Here is a 16,563-nt window from a genome sequence, read left to right as displayed (position 1 = left end):
TGATGTCTAACAAAGAGTTAGCTAAGCACCGCTTGCAAAAAGCCTTAATCACGCTTTTAGATGAGAAGGATTTTTCTGAGTTGACCGTTAGTGCGATTTGTAAAGCAGCTAAGGTACATCGTTCGACCTTTTATGCGTATTATGATAACCAAGTCGCTTTATTGGCAGACGCTTACCTATCACTACAAAATCTCTTTTTAGAGCAGTTTAGAGCTTATCAGAGGGACAGTGGGGTAGCTTACAGCTCTCAGCTAAGTAGTCGTTATTACTTGGTGCCGTATTTAACGTTTGTCAAGGAACATCGTGAATTGTATCGGATTTATCATGAGCACAGTCTTGATTTTCAGCATCAAGAACGCCTACCTTTACTGGTGGAGCGTATCTTTACACCGATTTATCATGAGCAAGATGTCTTTGATAAGCGACAAATCCTTTATATGTCCACTTTTTTTCTAGCAGCTATCACAGAGACTGTGATGGCTTGGGTCTTAGCAGATTGTTGTGACAGTATTGACTTTATGGCAGATACGCTTGAGCTCTGCATTCCAAAGCGTCAACAAAAGAAAGGTTAAGCGAGTGCTTAACCTTTTTTGATACCGATAACAAGGGGGATGATGCCAATAAGTAAGATGATTCCTAAAATGCTAACGAGACTCCCAAGTAATAGGTTACCTAGAGTGACCAGTGCAAATCCACCACCAAAGGTGAGAATAGCGATTACTACATAAGCGACTTGTCCAATTGTTTTAGCAGATAATGACGGAAGTAGTGGCTGTTGAGCGCGTTTTTGTTGGTAGATGTAGCTGATGATAAGTAAGACTACACCGATAATGCTAATTGGCATCCCTAGTGTTTGCAGATGCCATTCAGCAAGAGTCATCATACAAACACCAAGAGCAAGGACAAGGGTACTTAGGCTATAGCTGATAAGGGCGATAAAGTGTGATTGTTTCATGATAGTCCTCTCTGCAGTCTAGTTTTTGTTTTTTTGCTTAGCTAATCTTTGTTTAGTCTCTGCAAGGCTTTCACCGTCCTTGGTAAAAAAAGTGCGAATCATCTTATCAGATATGTTGTTAAAGCTTGATAGGGCAACTTTCTCCGTTTTTTGGTAGGCTTTGATGACATTTTTTTCGATGTTATGGTGGGTAGCGATAGCTTTGCTCGCTATTTGTTGTTGTTTGTCTGTAAGTGACATAAGTTTCTCCTTTTTCCTAAGATAATAGTAGTATAGCTTAGTTTTAAGAGGATGAACACGACACATTTGCGAGAAAGTGTCGGATAAGTCAAAAACCTTGAAAAGTAGTGTTTATTTACTTAAAAGCTTTAAAACTTCTTTTGGGGTGCTATGGTTTTTCGTGTCTTTTTGATATAATAAGGAAGATGAACCTATTTTAGGATGAAAGGAAGTAGATGTGATAGGCACATCTTGGTATTATTATGAAGCGTAGTATGTATGCTGGGCGTGTTCGTGAAGAAAATGTCGGTCAGACAGTGACTTTAAAAGGTTGGGTTAGCCGTCGCCGTGACCTGGGAGGTCTTATTTTTATAGACTTGCGTGACCGTGAAGGGATTATGCAGTTGGTTATCAACCCAGAGAAGGTAACATCAAGTGTTATGGAGCTGGCTGAGAGCTTGCGTAGTGAGTTTGTTATTGAGGTGACAGGTCTTGTTTGTGCGCGTGAGCAGGCTAATCCAAATCTTGCAACAGGGCATGTTGAGTTGCAGGTTGAAAGTTTGACTATTTTAAATACAGCTAAAACCACACCTTTTGAGATCAAAGATGGTATAGAAGCCTCAGATGAGACACGCTTACGCTATCGTTATCTGGACCTTCGCAGACCAGAGATGTTAGAGAACTTTAAATTACGTGCCAAGGTGACGCATACCATTCGTAATTATCTGGATGAGCTGGGCTTTATCGATGTAGAAACACCAATGTTAACCAAATCTACACCAGAAGGAGCTCGTGATTATTTGGTACCAAGTCGTGTCAATCAAGGTCATTTTTACGCTCTGCCACAAAGTCCACAAATCACCAAGCAGCTCTTGATGAATGCAGGATTTGATCGCTATTATCAAATCGTCAAATGTTTCCGTGATGAAGATTTACGAGGTGATCGTCAACCTGAGTTTACACAAGTCGATTTGGAAACAAGTTTTTTGTCGGATAAAGATATCCAAGATCTAACAGAAGGTATGATTGCACGTGTCATGAAGGAGACAAAGGGTATTGAAGTTAGCCTGCCGTTTCCACGGATGACGTATGATCATGCGATGAATTATTATGGTTCAGACAAGCCTGATACTCGCTTTGAGATGCTTTTACAAGACTTGACAGAAGTTGTCAAGGATGTTGACTTCAAAGTCTTTTCAGAAGCTGACGCTGTCAAGGCGATTGTGGTAAAAGGACAGGCGGATGCTTATTCACGTAAGGATATTGATAGACTGACAGATGTGGCGAAGCAGTATGGTGCAAAAGGTCTTGCCTGGGTGAAATATGCAGAAGGTAAGCTGACAGGTCCTATTGCTAAATTCTTGACAAGTGTTGAAAGCAAGTTGACAGATACTTTACAGTTATCTGATAAGGATTTGGTTTTGTTTGTGGCAGATAGTCTAGAAATTGCCAATACAACACTAGGGGCTCTTCGAACACGTATTGCTAAAGAGCTTGGTATGATTGACGAGTCGCTCTTTAACTTCCTTTGGGTGGTTGACTGGCCAATGTTTGAATGGTCTGAAGAAGAAGGACGCTACACAAGTGCTCACCATCCATTTACCTTGCCACAAGCAGATAGCGCCAATGAGCTAGAGGGAGACTTATCTAAGGTACGTGCAGTTGCCTATGATATTGTTCTAAATGGATACGAACTCGGTGGTGGTAGCTTACGTATCAACCAAAAAGAGTTGCAAGAACGTATGTTTACAGCGCTAGGATTCTCACACCAAGAAGCTCAAGAACAGTTTGGGTTCTTACTTGAAGCTATGGATTATGGTTTTCCACCGCATGGAGGCTTGGCAATTGGTCTTGACCGCTTTGTCATGCTCCTTGCTGGAAAAGATAATATCCGTGAAGTTATCGCCTTTCCTAAGAATAACAAGGCAAGTGATCCGATGACACAGGCGCCAAGTCTTGTTTCTGATCAACAATTAGTAGAATTATCTCTTCATGTAGAAAGTCATGACAATTAAAAAAGCCCCTCTCCTAAAAAAAGTTAGCTATATTGTGGGAAAATGCGCTAAAAAAATGGGTGTCTTTGATACCTTACAAAGTATTTCTCGCGAAAAGTATGCCGAGAAGATATCAGCTTCTCTACTTTATGGTTTACTCTCTAGTGTCGCTGTCAATTTCTTTTTTCAGCCTGGTCACGTTTACTCAAGTGGGGCAACAGGTCTTGCTCAAGTCCTCTCAGCGATTAGTTTTAGGATTTGGGGAGTGAGCATTCCCATTGCCCTAGCTTTTTATGCCATCAATATTCCACTATTGATCTTGGCTTGGCGGCAAATCGGTCATAAATTTACTATTTTCACGTTTATAACGGTGACGGTTAGTACTCTTTTTATTCAGTTTATTCCTCAAGTCACCTTGACCTCAGACCCTCTAATCAACGCTATTTTTGGCGGATTGGTCATGGGTGTAGGGATAGGCTATGGTCTGAAATCACGCATTTCAAGTGGTGGGACGGACATTATTAGCCTGGCTATTCGTAAAAAAACAGGGCGTGATGTCGGCAGTATCTCTCTGATGGTTAATGGTGTGATTATGGTATTTGCAGGCGTTTTATTTGGTTGGAAATATGCGCTTTACTCGATGGTGACTATTTTTGTCTCTAGTCGTGTGACAGATGCGATTTTTACCAAGCAAAAGAAGATGCAGGCGATGATTGTGACTAGCCATCCAGACCGTGTGGTCAGAAAGATTCATAAAAAGCTAGAGAGAGGTGTTACTTGTATCCACGACGCAGAAGGAACTTATAACCACGAACAAAAATCGGTATTGTTGACCATTATTACACGTGAGGAATACAGTGAATTTAAGCATTTGATGAAAAAGACAGACCCCGAGGCTTTCGTCTCGGTGGCAGAGAATGTTCATATCATCGGTCGTTTTAAAGACGATGATTAGGAAATGAAGGAGAAAAGTATGTTACAGTCAAGGTCTATTATGTCTCACTTGAGACAGCTTCTTTTGGTCAGTCTAGGTATTACCATTTATACGTTTGGCTTTGTCAAGCTCAATATGGCTAACCATCTTGCTGAAGGTGGAATTGCCGGAGTGACTTTGATTGTGCATTCTTTGTACGGTATCAATCCAGCTTATACGTCATTATTGTTGAATATTCCTCTCTTTATTATGGGAGCTATGATTTTTGGCAAGCGCTCTATTTCTTATACCATCTATGCAAGCTTTTTGATGTCTGTCTTTATTTGGATTTGGCAGCGTGTGCCATTTGAGCTTCCCATTCGTAATGATATGATATTGGCTTCTGTGGTAGCTGGTTTGCTGGCAGGAATTGGTAGCGGTATTGTCTTTCGTTATGGTGCTACGACAGGTGGGACAGATATTATCGGATGTGTCTTGGAGGAAAAGTGTTCCTTTAAGCTAGGGCAGACCTTACTTTTTATAGATGCCTTGGTTTTGTTGGCGTCTTTGACCTATATTGATTTGCAGCATATGCTTTATACTTTGGTCGCTAGTTTTGTCTTTAGCCAAGTCCTCACCATAGTCCAAAATGGAGGTTATACAGTTCGTGGGATGTTAATTGTGACCAAGGCATCTCAGGAGATTTCGACAGCTATTTTAGAAGAAATCAATCGCGGTGTGACTTTTTTAAAAGGGCAAGGAGCTTATTCAAAGGCCGACTTTGATGTGTTATATGTCGTTTTAAATCCTAGCGAAGTTCGTGACGTCAAGACCATTATTGCAGCGTATGACGAAGATGCTTTTGTGTCTATCATTGATGTTGATGAAGTCGTGAGCTCGGATTTTAAGATTCGGCGTAAGCATTATGATAAATAAAAAAAACAACGATTTTATCGTTGTTTTTTTATTAGTTACATTTCGTCTGGTGCGTCCACACCTAATAGGTGTAGGGCTTCTTTAAGGACTAGTCCTGTGGCATAGCAGAGGGCTAGTCGGCTGTCACGCTCAGATGATTGGTCTAGGATACGTGTGTGTGCGTAGTATTTGTTGAAACTTTGAGCAAGGCTGATTGCAAATTTAGCAATGATAGACGGTTCAAAGTTATCTGCACTACGGACGATAAGACGAGGGAAGTCTTGGAGCAACTTGATGATTTCCCAACTTTCATTGTCATTTAAGCTGTAAGTTTTATGGTTATCAGGTGTAAAGTCTGCTTTTTTTAGAATGGATTGAATACGGGCATGGGCATACTGAACGTATGGGCCTGTTTCACCTTCAAAGGATACCATAGCCTCAAGATTAAAGTCATAGCCATTTAGACGGTCTGTTTTTAAGTCGTAAAACTTGATAGCTCCAGCACCGACCGCATGAGCGACCTCATCTTTATTGTTAAGGTTTGGATTTTTACTATCAATTTGTGCTTTAGCACGACTAATGGCTTCAGCGACAGTAGGTTCAAGGAGAATGACATTCCCTTTACGTGTAGAAAGTTTTTTGCCTTCTTTAGTGACCAAGCCAAAGGGAACATGGGTAATATCATCAGCCCACTCATAGTCCATTTCTTTTAGGACGGCTTTGAGTTGCTTGAAGTGAGCAGCTTGCTCGTTTCCAACAACATAGATGGATTTAGCAAAATCATATTCACGTTTGCGGTAGAGAGCGGCAGCTAAATCACGTGTGATATAGAGCGTAGCTCCATCGGATTTTTTAATAAGAGCAGGATGTTCGATACCGTATTTTTCAAGATTGACCACTTGAGCCCCTTGAGATTCTTGGAGGAGTCCTTTTTGGCTTAAAAGGTCAATGACTTCGTCCATCTTATCGTTGTAGAAGGCTTCGCCGTTATAGCTGTCAAAGGTAACATCAAGATTGTCATAAAGACGGTTGAACTCGACTAGACTTTCATCGCGGAACCACTGCCATAGAGCTGTTGCTTCCTCATCACCAGCTTCTAGTTTTCGGAACCATTCTCTTGCTTCTTCATCAATGCTTGGGTCATTTTCAGCTTCTGCATTGATACGAACATAAAGTTTTAAAAGTTCGTCGATGGGGTGAGCCTTGACAGCTGCTTCATCTCCCCATTTTTTGTAAGCGACAATTAAGAGTCCAAATTGCTTGCCCCAGTCCCCTAGGTGATTGATTTTGACAGGTTGGTAGCCGATTTTGGCAAAGATATTAGCTAAGCTATCGCCGATAACGGTAGAGCGCAAATGACCGATAGAAAAAGGTTTAGCAATGTTAGGGCTAGACATATCAATGGCCACATTACGTCCTTGACCGATATTTTGAGAACCGTAGTTGGATTGTTGAGTGATAACTTCTGATAATACTTCTGCTGAAATGGTTGATTTGTCCAAGAAAAAGTTGATATAAGGACCAACCGCCTCTACTTTTTCAAAAGCCTCAGTAGAGATAGACTGCACAATGTCTTGAGCAATCATTTGAGGGGCTTTTCTAAGTGTCTTAGCTAGCGTAAAGGTTGGAAAGGCGATGTCTCCCATCTCAGCATTTTTGGGAGTTTCAAGTAGGTTGATAATGGTGTCTTCTGCCAAATCAGGAACAGCCTGATGAATGGTAGTAGCCACAAGAGATTTAGTGTCCATGTCATTCTCCTTGGTTTCATTTAGTATATTTAGTCTTATTATTATACCATATTTTAGGAAAATAAACGATAATAGAGTGGTTCTTATGAATAAGCGATAAGAATGATAAGTCATGGGGTGCTTTTTTGGAAGAATTCTGGTATAATTCTTAAAGAAAGATTGTATAAATGAGGAAAATTATGAATAAAAAAGAACGCCACGAGCGTATTAAACAAATGGTTCAAACTGAAAATGTAGCGACACAAGAAGAGATTAGACAACGTTTAGAAGCAGAAGGTGTCCTTGTGACACAAGCGACTCTTTCGCGTGATTTGCGTGAGCTGAGCTTGATGAAAGCACGCTATAGTGATGGTAAATTGTACTATCGTTTGTCAATACCTGTTAGTCTGGACCTCAATCCAAGAGCGTATCAGTATATCTTGAAAGTGTCTCGAGCAGGCTTTATGCTAGTGTTACACACTAGCCTTGGTGAGGCAGATGTACTAGCTAATATTATTGATAGTGACGATAGTGGTATGGTTTTAGGGACAATAGCAGGTGCCGATACATTGTTAGTGATTTGTCAAGATGAGCAGGTAGCCACACGCTTTGAGCGAGAAATCAAGGATAAATTATGAGTTCATTACAAGAAGCGCTCGATAAGCTTACTGAGCTGATTGGTCAGCATGACAGTGTCAAAGCATTTCATGAGATTGAAGAGACCATTTTACAGATAGATGAGTTTAATCCTTTGATTATCAAGATGAAAGAGCGCCAACAAGAGGCAGTCCTCTACCATAAGATTGAAAAAGATAAAGCCGCTAAGCAAGCGATTAACGAAGCTAAAGAGCTTAATCAACAGCTTGATAAAGAGCCTCTTATTTGGGCTTATCGTGAAAAGATGCAAGACGCTAGTGATTTATTACAATATGTGACTAAGCGTTTAGAAGAGAGAATCAATGAGGAGTTAGGAAATGGCAAATAAGACAATTTCCCCAGCGATGCAGCAGTATTTGGATATGAAAAAAGAGCATCCAGATGCTTTTTTGCTTTTTAGGATGGGAGACTTTTATGAGCTTTTTTATGAAGATGCTGTCAAGGCAGCACAGCTATTAGAGATTAGCTTGACAAGTCGTAACCGAAACGCAGAAGAGCCGATTCCTATGGCAGGAGTTCCCTTTCATTCTGCCCAACAATATATTGATACCTTAGTGGATTTAGGGTATAAGGTGGCTATTGCAGAGCAAATCGAAGATCCTAAAAAAGCAGTCGGTGTGGTTAAGCGTGAGGTGGTGCAGGTCATTACACCAGGGACGACCATAGATTCTAGCCGATCTGACAATGGCAATAACTTTCTGGTTGCTATTGACAAAGATCAAACTGGTTACGGTTTAGCGTATATAGATGTGTCAACAGGCGAGTGCCTGGTCACGGAACTGGCTGATTTTGATTTGGTCCGTAGTGAGATTTTAAATCTCAAGGCGCGTGAGATTGTAGTGGGCTATGAGCTGTCAGAAGACGAGGAGCAGCTTTTAGTCAAACAGATGAATCTTCTGCTTTCTAAGGAGTCAGAGCGCTACTCTTCTTCACTGGTAGCCGATGATTTGACAGTCTTGGAGCGTTTAGCTGCAGAAAAACTTTTCCAATACATCCATGTTACGCAAAAAAGAGAACTCAGTCATTTGCAGGCTGTGAGGCATTATGAGATCAAAGATTATTTACAGATGTCTTACAGTACCAAACTTAGTCTTGATCTTCTTGAAAATGCTCGAACAGGAAAAAAACACGGTAGTCTTTACTGGTTGTTAGATCAGACTAAGACTGCTATGGGCATGCGCTTACTTAGGACATGGATTGATCGTCCTTTGATACGTCAAGATCAAATAAAAGAGCGTCAAGACATCATTCAGACTTTTTTGGATCACTTTTTTGAGCGGTCTGATTTGAGTGATAGTCTAAAGGGTGTGTATGATATTGAACGCTTGGCAAGTAGAGTGTCGTTTGGTAAAGCTAATGCGAAAGATTTACTGCAATTAGGAAATACCCTGACGCAAGTTCCAGTTATTAAGGGGATTTTAGAGAGCTTTGAGAGTCCCTCTTTAGCCAATCTAATACAGCACATTGATCCTTTACCAGAGCTTGAGATGTTAATTACTTCGGCGATCGATCCTGAAGCTCCCTTGACTTTGACAGAGGGCAATATCATTAAGACAGGCTTTGATGAGAGATTAGATAATTATCGTCAAGTACTAAAAGAAGGTACTGGTTGGATTGCTGATATTGAAGCTAAGGAGCGTCAAGCAAGTGGTATTCATAATCTTAAAATTGACTACAATAAAAAAGATGGCTACTATTTTCATGTGACCAACTCTAACTTATCTCTAGTACCTGAGCACTTCTTTCGCAAGGCGACTTTAAAAAATTCGGAGCGTTTTGGCACTGCAGAATTAGCCAAGATAGAAGGAGAGATGCTAGAGGCGCGTGAACGATCATCTGACTTAGAGTATGATATCTTTATGCGTGTGCGCAGTCAAGTGGAAAGCTATATAAAGCGTCTGCAATATTTAGCGAAACAACTAGCCACAGTTGATGTTTTACAAAGTCTAGCAGTTGTCGCAGAGGCCAATCATTATGTTAGACCGCGCTTTAATCAAAGGCATCATCTTGAGATAGAAGAAGGTCGTCATGCTGTTGTAGAGAAAGTCATGGGAGTACAAGAGTATATCCCAAACAGTATTGTGCTTGATGAGACGACCAGTATTCAGTTGATTACAGGACCAAATATGTCTGGTAAGTCAACTTATATGCGTCAGCTAGCTTTGAGTGTTATCATGGCACAGATGGGCTCTTACGTAGCGGCACAGGCTGTTGATTTACCTCTTTTTGATGCTATCTTTACACGTATTGGGGCAGCGGATGATCTTATTTCTGGGCAATCTACCTTTATGGTTGAGATGACAGAGGCCAATCATGCGATTAAACGTGCTACAGAAAATTCCCTTATTCTCTTTGACGAGTTAGGCAGAGGGACTGCTACTTATGATGGGATGGCCTTGGCACAAGCGATAATAGAGTATATTCATCAGCATGTGCGAGCTAAAACTTTGTTTGCAACACATTACCATGAGTTGACATCTTTGTCAAATACGTTGACACATCTTGTAAACATGCATGTTGCGACCTTGGAGGAGGATGGCGAGGTCACTTTTCTACATAAGATTGCTCCAGGACCAGCAGATAAATCTTACGGTATCCATGTTGCTAAGATAGCGGGGCTTCCAAGCGATTTGTTAGATAGAGCAGATAAGATTTTAGTAGAGTTAGAGTCACAGGATCATAGCAAAAGCAAAGAAGATAAGTTAGCAGCTACTCAGCAAGCGTCTGTCTATGAGACAGCGCAACAATTGTCTTTATTTGCAGATGATTCACATGAGGCTATTATTAAAACGTTGAGAGAGATTGACATGATGCAACTAACACCGATGGACGCTATGAACTTGATTTTTAAACTCAAACAAGACTTGTAATGCTTAAAAGGAGTGTGAGATATGTCAAAGATTATAGAACTTCCTGAGATATTAGCCAATCAGATTGCAGCAGGTGAGGTCATCGAGAGACCCAGTAGTGTTGTTAAGGAATTATTAGAAAATGCGATTGATGCAGGTAGTCGTCAGATTACAGTTGAAATTGAAGAGTCGGGTTTGAAGCGTATTAGCGTCACAGACAACGGTGAGGGAATCCAAGCAGAGGATGTGGCGCTCAGTTTACGCCGTCATGCTACCAGTAAAATAAAAAAGCAAGCAGATCTATTTCGCATTCGGACGTTGGGATTTCGTGGTGAGGCGCTTCCGTCTATCGCCTCTATTAGTCGTCTAACGATTAAAACAGCAACTAAGGATAGCACCTCTGGCAAGCTACTTGTGGCAAATGGTGGCAAAATAGAGCAAGAAGAGCTGATTTCAACTCCTGTTGGAACTAAGATTAGTGTAGAGGACCTTTTTTTCAATACACCTGCCAGGTTAAAATACATGAAAAGCTTACAAGCTGAGCTCTCGCATATTGTAGATGTTCTCAATCGGCAGAGTTTGGCCCATCCTGAGATTGCTTTTCGCTTGATTAGTGACGGACGTGAGTTACTCAGAACATCAGGAAATGGTGACTTACGACAGGCCATAGCAGGTGTTTATGGGATCAGTACTGCTAAGAAGATGATTGCTATTTCATCTGCTGATCTTGATTTTGAAGTGGCTGGCTATGTCAGCTTACCAGAGTTGACACGTGCCAACCGCAATTATATTACTCTTTTGATAAATGGCCGTTATATCAAAAATTTTCTATTGAATAAAGCGATTTTAGATGGTTATGGATCAAAGTTAATGGTAGGGCGTTTCCCACTTGCTGTGCTTGATATCCAGATTGATCCCTATTTAGCCGATGTCAATGTGCATCCCACTAAGCAAGAAGTTAGAATTTCTAAAGAAAAAGAATTGATGACTCTCATTAGTGAGGCTATCAAAGAGGCACTTAAAGCACAGGAGCTTATCCCAGATGCGCTGGAAAATTTAGCCAAGTCAAGTGTTAGACAAAAGGTATATGGTGAACAAACAAGACTACCTCTTAAAAAGCCACAGCTCTACTATGACCAAGACAAAAATGATTTTCTCACTTCAGATAGGCTAGTAGAAGAGGCTAGCCCCCAACTGATTCTTGACAAAGAGGTTGACACTTCTGTAAAGAAAGAGACGCAGATTAGTCAAAAGGTTCATTATGCAGAGCGTCATATAGACGCTAGCCAAGATAGTGAGCATCCTCAGTTGGACGTGCGAAATAAGCGAAAACTCTCTAGCATGGTCAACAAGCTAGAAAGTGAAGAAAGCTCTACTTTTCCTGAAATAGATTATTTTGGGCAGATGCACGGGACCTATCTATTTGCACAAGGTCGTGAAGGATTGTTTATTATTGACCAACACGCCGCACAAGAGCGTGTTAAGTATGAGTATTACCGTGAAAAGATTGGTGATGTTGACAGTGCTTTACAACAATTGTTAGTGCCTTATCTGTTCGAATTTTCGGCGGCAGACTTTATTGCTTTGCAAGAAAAAATGGCGCTACTTAACCAAGTTGGTATCCATTTGGAGCCTTATGGGGACAATACGTTTATTTTACGAGAGCACCCTATCTGGATGAAAGAAGCTGAGATAGAGTCAGGTGTCTATGAGATGTGTGATATGCTTTTGCTGACAGATCAAGTGTCTATCAAACGTTATCGAGCAGAGCTTGCGATTATGATGTCTTGTAAACGTAGTATCAAGGCAAATCATAAATTAGATGATTACTCGGCGCGGCATCTCTTAGAAGAGCTGTCTCACTGTCAAAATCCTTACAATTGTCCGCACGGGCGTCCTGTTTTGGTGCATTTTAGCCCATCAGATATGGAAAAAATGTTTCGTCGGATACAGGAAAATCACACGAGTTTGCGTGAGTTAGGAAAATATTAGAGAGGTTAAGATGTACGATTATATCAAAGGGACGTTGACGAGGATTACAGCTAAGTATATCGTAGTGGAAGCTTATGGCTTAGGCTACATGATCATGGTGTCCAATCCTTATCGCTTTTCAGACGAAGTGAATCAAGAAGTGACGATATACCTTCATCAAGTGGTTAGAGAAGATGCTCAGCTTTTGTATGGGTTTCAGAGTCAAGATGAAAAAACAGTGTTTTTAAATCTGATCTCTGTTGCTGGTATTGGACCGACGACTGCTCTTGCTATTATTGCTGTTGATGATAATGATGGTCTGGTGAGTGCTATTGATAATAGCGATATCAAGTATCTGACTAAATTCCCTAAAATTGGAAAAAAGACCGCTCAGCAGATGATTCTGGATTTGTCTGGAAAATTTGTCGAGCCAAGTATGGATACAAAGAAAAGTGCCAAAGCACAGTCGGCTAGTAATCACGCTTTGGAAGAGGCTATGGAAGCCTTGCTTGCTCTGGGTTATAAAGCTAGTGAATTGAAGAAAATTCGTGCCTTTTTTGAAGGTACCAATGAGACGGCTGAAGCTTACATCAAGTCCAGCTTAAAAATGTTGATGAAATCATAAAGGAGTTAGGATGAAACGTTGTTCATGGGTTAAGCTATCAAACCCTTTATACATAGATTATCACGATAAAGAGTGGGGACGTCCGCTCCATAAGGAACAAGCTTTATTTGAGCTTTTGTGTTTAGAGACCTATCAAGCGGGTCTTTCTTGGGAGACGGTACTTAACAAGCGTCAAGCTTTCAGAGAAGCCTTTTATGATTATGACCCTCAAAAAGTAGCTATGATGACAGATGAGGCACTAGATAAATTGTTAGAAAATCCCAATATTATTCGTCATCGTGCCAAATTATACGCTACGCGATCTAATGCTAGGGCTTATCAAACATTACTTGAGACTTATGATAGTTTTTCGTCATATATTTGGGAGTTTGTTGGTTTTAAGACACAGGTCAACTCAGTTGAACATTATACGGACCTTCCTAGTAAAACAGAGCTATCAGAGCGAATTTCCAAAGATATGAAGCGACGTGGCTTTCGTTTTGTCGGTCCTGTTTGCATCTATTCCTTTTTACAGGCAGCAGGACTTATCAACGATCATGAAAATGATTGTGCTTTTAAGTGATTGATGATAAAAAGTGGTAGATTTATCACTTTTTTTGTTACAATAACAGTAAATGACGAATATAAAAGTAGGTGGTAATGATGAAAGCTGAACTGATTGCAGTGGGAACTGAGATTCTTACAGGACAGATTGTCAATACAAACGCACAGTTTTTATCCGAAAAGTGTGCCGAAATAGGTATCGATGTCTTTTTTCAAACGGCTGTCGGAGATAATGAAGAGCGTTTGTTAGTTGTTATTGATCAAGCTCGTAGGCGAAGTGACTTGGTGATATTGTGTGGTGGTTTAGGTCCGACAGAAGATGATTTGACTAAGCAGACCCTAGCAAAGTACCTAGGACGCTCCTTAGTGTTTGATGAGCAAGCTAGTCAACGCTTAGATGACTTTTTTGCGATGAGACCTGAGCATAGTAGAACGCCTAATAATGAACGACAAGCTCAATTGATTGAAGGGGCTACTCCTCTACAAAATAAAACAGGATTAGCAGTAGGAGGGCTTATTTGTGTGGATGGTGTGACGTATGTTGTATTGCCAGGACCACCAAGTGAGTTAAGACCAATGGTTACTGAGGAGTTACTACCGCTTTTGGTGGGTGACCATCAGAGGCTTTATTCAAGAGTATTGCGTTTCTTTGGTATCGGAGAAAGCCAACTGGTGACGGTACTAGCGGATATGATTCAACATCAGAGTGATCCGACCTTAGCGCCGTATGCTAAAGTGGGTGAAGTGACCCTACGCTTGTCAACGAAGGCAAAGAGTCAGACTGAAGCAGATGCTAAATTAGACGCTTTAGAAGAGGCTATTTTAGCAGTCAAGAGTTTGGATGGACGATTGTTAGGTGAGTTTCACTATGGTTATGGGGATGATATGAGTTTGGCTAGAGTTGTTTTTGACTTACTCAAGGAAAAGAAAAAAACAATAAGTGCCGCAGAAAGTCTAACAGCAGGACTCTTTCAGGCTAGTTTAGCGGATTTTTCAGGAGCATCACAAGTCTTTAACGGTGGTTATGTTACTTATAGTATGGACGAAAAATCACGAATGCTAGGTATTCCCTTGTCTGATTTAGCTTTACATGGTGTTGTCAGTAGCTTTACAGCAGAAAAAATGGCGGAGCGCTCTCGTGACTTACTAGGAGCCGATATTGGAGTTGGCTTGACAGGTGTTGCAGGTCCTGATAGTCTCGAAGGCAAGCCAGCAGGAACGGTTTTCATCGCTATTGCCACAAAAGATGGGACGCACTCTATCGAAGTATTGATTGGTGGGAGAAGCCGTCAGGATGTCCGCGATATTAGCTGTTTACATGCATTTAATCTCGTACGTCAATCTTTATTAAATGACTAAGATTTGATATAATGAAGTGTTGCATATAGTATTAGCTATATGGTCATTTGATTGTAGAGAATCAGTAAGAAAAGGAGAATGATTTGGCTAAAAAAACAAGTAAAAAACCAGCAGAAATTACAAAAAAATTTGGTGAAGAACGCCAAAAAGCTTTGGATATCGCTCTTAAGACAATTGAAAAAGACTATGGTAAAGGGGCAGTGATGCGTCTTGGAGAGCGTGCCGAGCAAAAAGTGCAGGTCATGAGTTCAGGTTCTTTAGCGCTGGATATCGCTTTGGGTGCTGGTGGTTATCCGAAAGGACGCATTGTTGAAATTTACGGTCCTGAGAGTTCAGGTAAGACAACCGTTGCGCTTCATGCCGTAGCGCAAACGCAAAAAGAAGGTGGTATTGCAGCCTTTATTGATGCTGAGCATGCGCTGGATCCAGCTTACGCACAGGCTCTTGGGGTTAATATTGATGAATTATTGCTTTCACAGCCAGATTCTGGAGAGCAAGGACTCGAGATTGCAGGTAAGCTGATTGACTCTGGTGCTATTGATTTAGTGGTTGTGGACTCTGTGGCAGCTCTTGTCCCTCGTGCGGAGATTGATGGCGATATTGGTGATAGTCATGTCGGACTACAGGCACGTATGATGAGTCAGGCTATGCGTAAATTATCAGCTTCTATCAATAAAACCAAGACGATTGCTATTTTTATCAACCAATTACGTGAAAAAGTTGGTATCATGTTTGGTAATCCTGAGACAACACCAGGTGGTCGTGCTCTTAAATTTTATGCTTCTGTGCGTTTGGATGTTAGGGGTAACACACAAATCAAAGGTACTGGAGACCAAAAAGATAGTAGTGTCGGTAAAGAGACTAAAATTAAAGTGGTGAAAAATAAAGTGGCGCCACCTTTTAGAGAAGCTGTTGTTGAAATCATGTATGGCGAAGGTATCTCTCAAACAGGAGAGTTGTTGAAGATTGCCAGTGATTTAGACATTGTCAAAAAAGCGGGATCTTGGTATTCATATAATGACGATAAAATTGGTCAAGGTTCTGAAAATGCTAAAAAATACTTAGCAGAACATCCTGAGGTCTTTGAGGAAATTGATCGTAAAGTTCGTCTTCATTTTGGCTTAATTTCTGAGGATGAAGATGTCGAAAAAGCCGATCATAAAACTCCAGAAGACACGTCAAAAACTTCCAAAACATCAACTGATGAAGACAGTGATGACCTTGTTTTAGAACTTGATGATGCCATTGAAATCGAAGAATAAGGCTGAAAACTAGCTTTAAGCTAGTTTTTTACTGTTTTTTTAGTTAATCACTCGTTTTGAATGAAAATAGGTCTAAAGACCTATGTTTTATTTATCTAGCTATGTTATAATATTAGTATCATAGGATAGAAAGTGAGGATGAACATGATTAAGATTTATACAATTTCAAGTTGTACTAGTTGTAAAAAAGCCAAAACTTGGCTCAATGCTCATCATCTTCCTTATAAAGAACAAAACCTTGGGAAAGAACCACTAACAAAAGACGAAATTTTAAACATATTATCAAAAACAGAAAACGGTATTGAGAGTATCGTTTCTTCTAAAAATCGATATGCTAAGGCTCTGAACTGTAATATCGAAGATTTGAGTCTTAGTCAAGTCATTGACTTGATTCAAGAAAATCCGCGTATTTTAAAGAGTCCTATTTTGATTGATGACAAGCGTCTTCAAGTTGGCTATAAGGAAGATGATATTCGTGCTTTCTTACCACGCTCTATTCGTGATGTTGAAAATACAGAAGCACGTATGAGAGCAGCTCTTTAATCGCATTTGTAAAATAACTCCTTTAAGCTCC

16 protein-coding genes are annotated in these 16,563 nt (G+C 40.5%); 13 read left to right on the top strand and 3 right to left on the bottom strand.

What is annotated here, in order from left to right:
• Positions 1-2: 2 nt before the first annotated feature.
• Positions 3-572, top strand: a complete 570-nt coding sequence (locus ACLN19_RS06375; protein WP_413384481.1) for a TetR/AcrR family transcriptional regulator — start codon at positions 3-5, stop codon at positions 570-572.
• 8 nt (positions 573-580) lie between these two features.
• On the opposite strand, the gene ACLN19_RS06370 is transcribed toward ACLN19_RS06375, so the two are convergent.
• Positions 581-955 carry a hypothetical protein gene (locus ACLN19_RS06370; RefSeq protein ID WP_413384479.1) on the bottom strand — a complete coding sequence of 125 codons (375 nt, stop codon included), beginning with the start codon at positions 953-955 and terminating at the stop codon, positions 581-583.
• Between the two features lie 18 nt (positions 956-973).
• Positions 974-1,195 (bottom strand): hypothetical protein, encoded by a 222-nt coding sequence (locus ACLN19_RS06365; RefSeq protein ID WP_413384476.1) that lies wholly within the window; start codon positions 1,193-1,195, stop codon positions 974-976.
• 242 nt (positions 1,196-1,437) lie between these two features.
• Here ACLN19_RS06365 and aspS point away from each other — a divergent pair, with 242 nt between their 5' ends.
• From aspS to ACLN19_RS06350, 3 genes are read left to right on the top strand one after another with little or no spacing between them, the layout of a single operon-like run.
• Positions 1,438-3,189, top strand: a complete 1,752-nt coding sequence (gene aspS, locus ACLN19_RS06360) for an aspartate--tRNA ligase (RefSeq protein WP_413384474.1) — start codon at positions 1,438-1,440, stop codon at positions 3,187-3,189.
• Positions 3,179-4,123 (top strand): YitT family protein, encoded by a 945-nt coding sequence (locus ACLN19_RS06355; protein ID WP_413384471.1) that lies wholly within the window; start codon positions 3,179-3,181, stop codon positions 4,121-4,123. Before aspS ends, ACLN19_RS06355 begins: the two co-directional genes overlap by 11 nt.
• Positions 4,124-4,141: 18 nt before the next feature.
• A complete protein-coding gene (locus ACLN19_RS06350; protein ID WP_413384469.1) occupies positions 4,142-5,017 on the top strand; it encodes a YitT family protein in 876 nt (291 codons plus the stop codon).
• Between the two features lie 35 nt (positions 5,018-5,052).
• Here ACLN19_RS06350 and argS read toward each other — a convergent pair whose 3' ends face one another.
• Positions 5,053-6,744 (bottom strand): arginine--tRNA ligase, encoded by a 1,692-nt coding sequence (gene argS / locus ACLN19_RS06345; protein WP_413384468.1) that lies wholly within the window; start codon positions 6,742-6,744, stop codon positions 5,053-5,055.
• A 179-nt stretch (positions 6,745-6,923) separates the two neighbouring features.
• Here argS and argR point away from each other — a divergent pair, with 179 nt between their 5' ends.
• From argR to spx, 9 genes are all read left to right on the top strand, one after another.
• Entirely contained in the window at positions 6,924-7,361 is a 438-nt protein-coding gene (gene argR, locus ACLN19_RS06340) for an arginine repressor (RefSeq protein WP_413384465.1), read from the top strand.
• A complete protein-coding gene (locus ACLN19_RS06335; RefSeq protein ID WP_413384463.1) occupies positions 7,358-7,708 on the top strand; it encodes a YlbF family regulator in 351 nt (116 codons plus the stop codon). The genes argR and ACLN19_RS06335 overlap by 4 nt, the downstream gene beginning before the upstream one ends.
• A complete protein-coding gene (gene mutS, locus ACLN19_RS06330; protein ID WP_413384460.1) occupies positions 7,698-10,250 on the top strand; it encodes a DNA mismatch repair protein MutS in 2,553 nt (850 codons plus the stop codon). The genes ACLN19_RS06335 and mutS overlap by 11 nt, the downstream gene beginning before the upstream one ends.
• Before the next feature lie 21 nt (positions 10,251-10,271).
• Complete coding sequence (mutL, locus tag ACLN19_RS06325; RefSeq protein ID WP_413384458.1) at positions 10,272-12,221, top strand: DNA mismatch repair endonuclease MutL; 1,950 nt, start codon at positions 10,272-10,274, stop codon at positions 12,219-12,221.
• 10 nt (positions 12,222-12,231) lie between these two features.
• A complete protein-coding gene (ruvA, locus tag ACLN19_RS06320) occupies positions 12,232-12,825 on the top strand; it encodes a Holliday junction branch migration protein RuvA (protein WP_413384456.1) in 594 nt (197 codons plus the stop codon).
• A gap of 10 nt (positions 12,826-12,835) precedes the next feature.
• The gene (locus ACLN19_RS06315) at positions 12,836-13,387 is read left to right on the top strand and encodes a DNA-3-methyladenine glycosylase I (RefSeq protein ID WP_413384454.1); all 552 of its coding nucleotides are present in this window, start codon (positions 12,836-12,838) and stop codon (positions 13,385-13,387) included.
• Between the two features lie 80 nt (positions 13,388-13,467).
• Entirely contained in the window at positions 13,468-14,727 is a 1,260-nt protein-coding gene (locus ACLN19_RS06310; protein ID WP_413384511.1) for a competence/damage-inducible protein A, read from the top strand.
• Positions 14,728-14,810: 83 nt separating this feature from the next.
• Complete coding sequence (gene recA / locus ACLN19_RS06305) at positions 14,811-15,989, top strand: recombinase RecA (RefSeq protein WP_413384452.1); 1,179 nt, start codon at positions 14,811-14,813, stop codon at positions 15,987-15,989.
• A 144-nt stretch (positions 15,990-16,133) separates the two neighbouring features.
• On the top strand, positions 16,134-16,532 hold the full coding sequence (gene spx / locus ACLN19_RS06300) for a transcriptional regulator Spx (RefSeq protein WP_413384450.1): 399 nt from the start codon (positions 16,134-16,136) through the stop codon (positions 16,530-16,532).
• Positions 16,533-16,563 lie beyond the last annotated feature (31 nt).

This window comes from Streptococcus lishijunsis, assembly GCF_047290665.1.
In the GTDB taxonomy this organism is placed as follows: domain Bacteria; phylum Bacillota; class Bacilli; order Lactobacillales; family Streptococcaceae; genus Streptococcus.
This window is presented reverse-complemented; position numbering and strand designations above follow the sequence as displayed.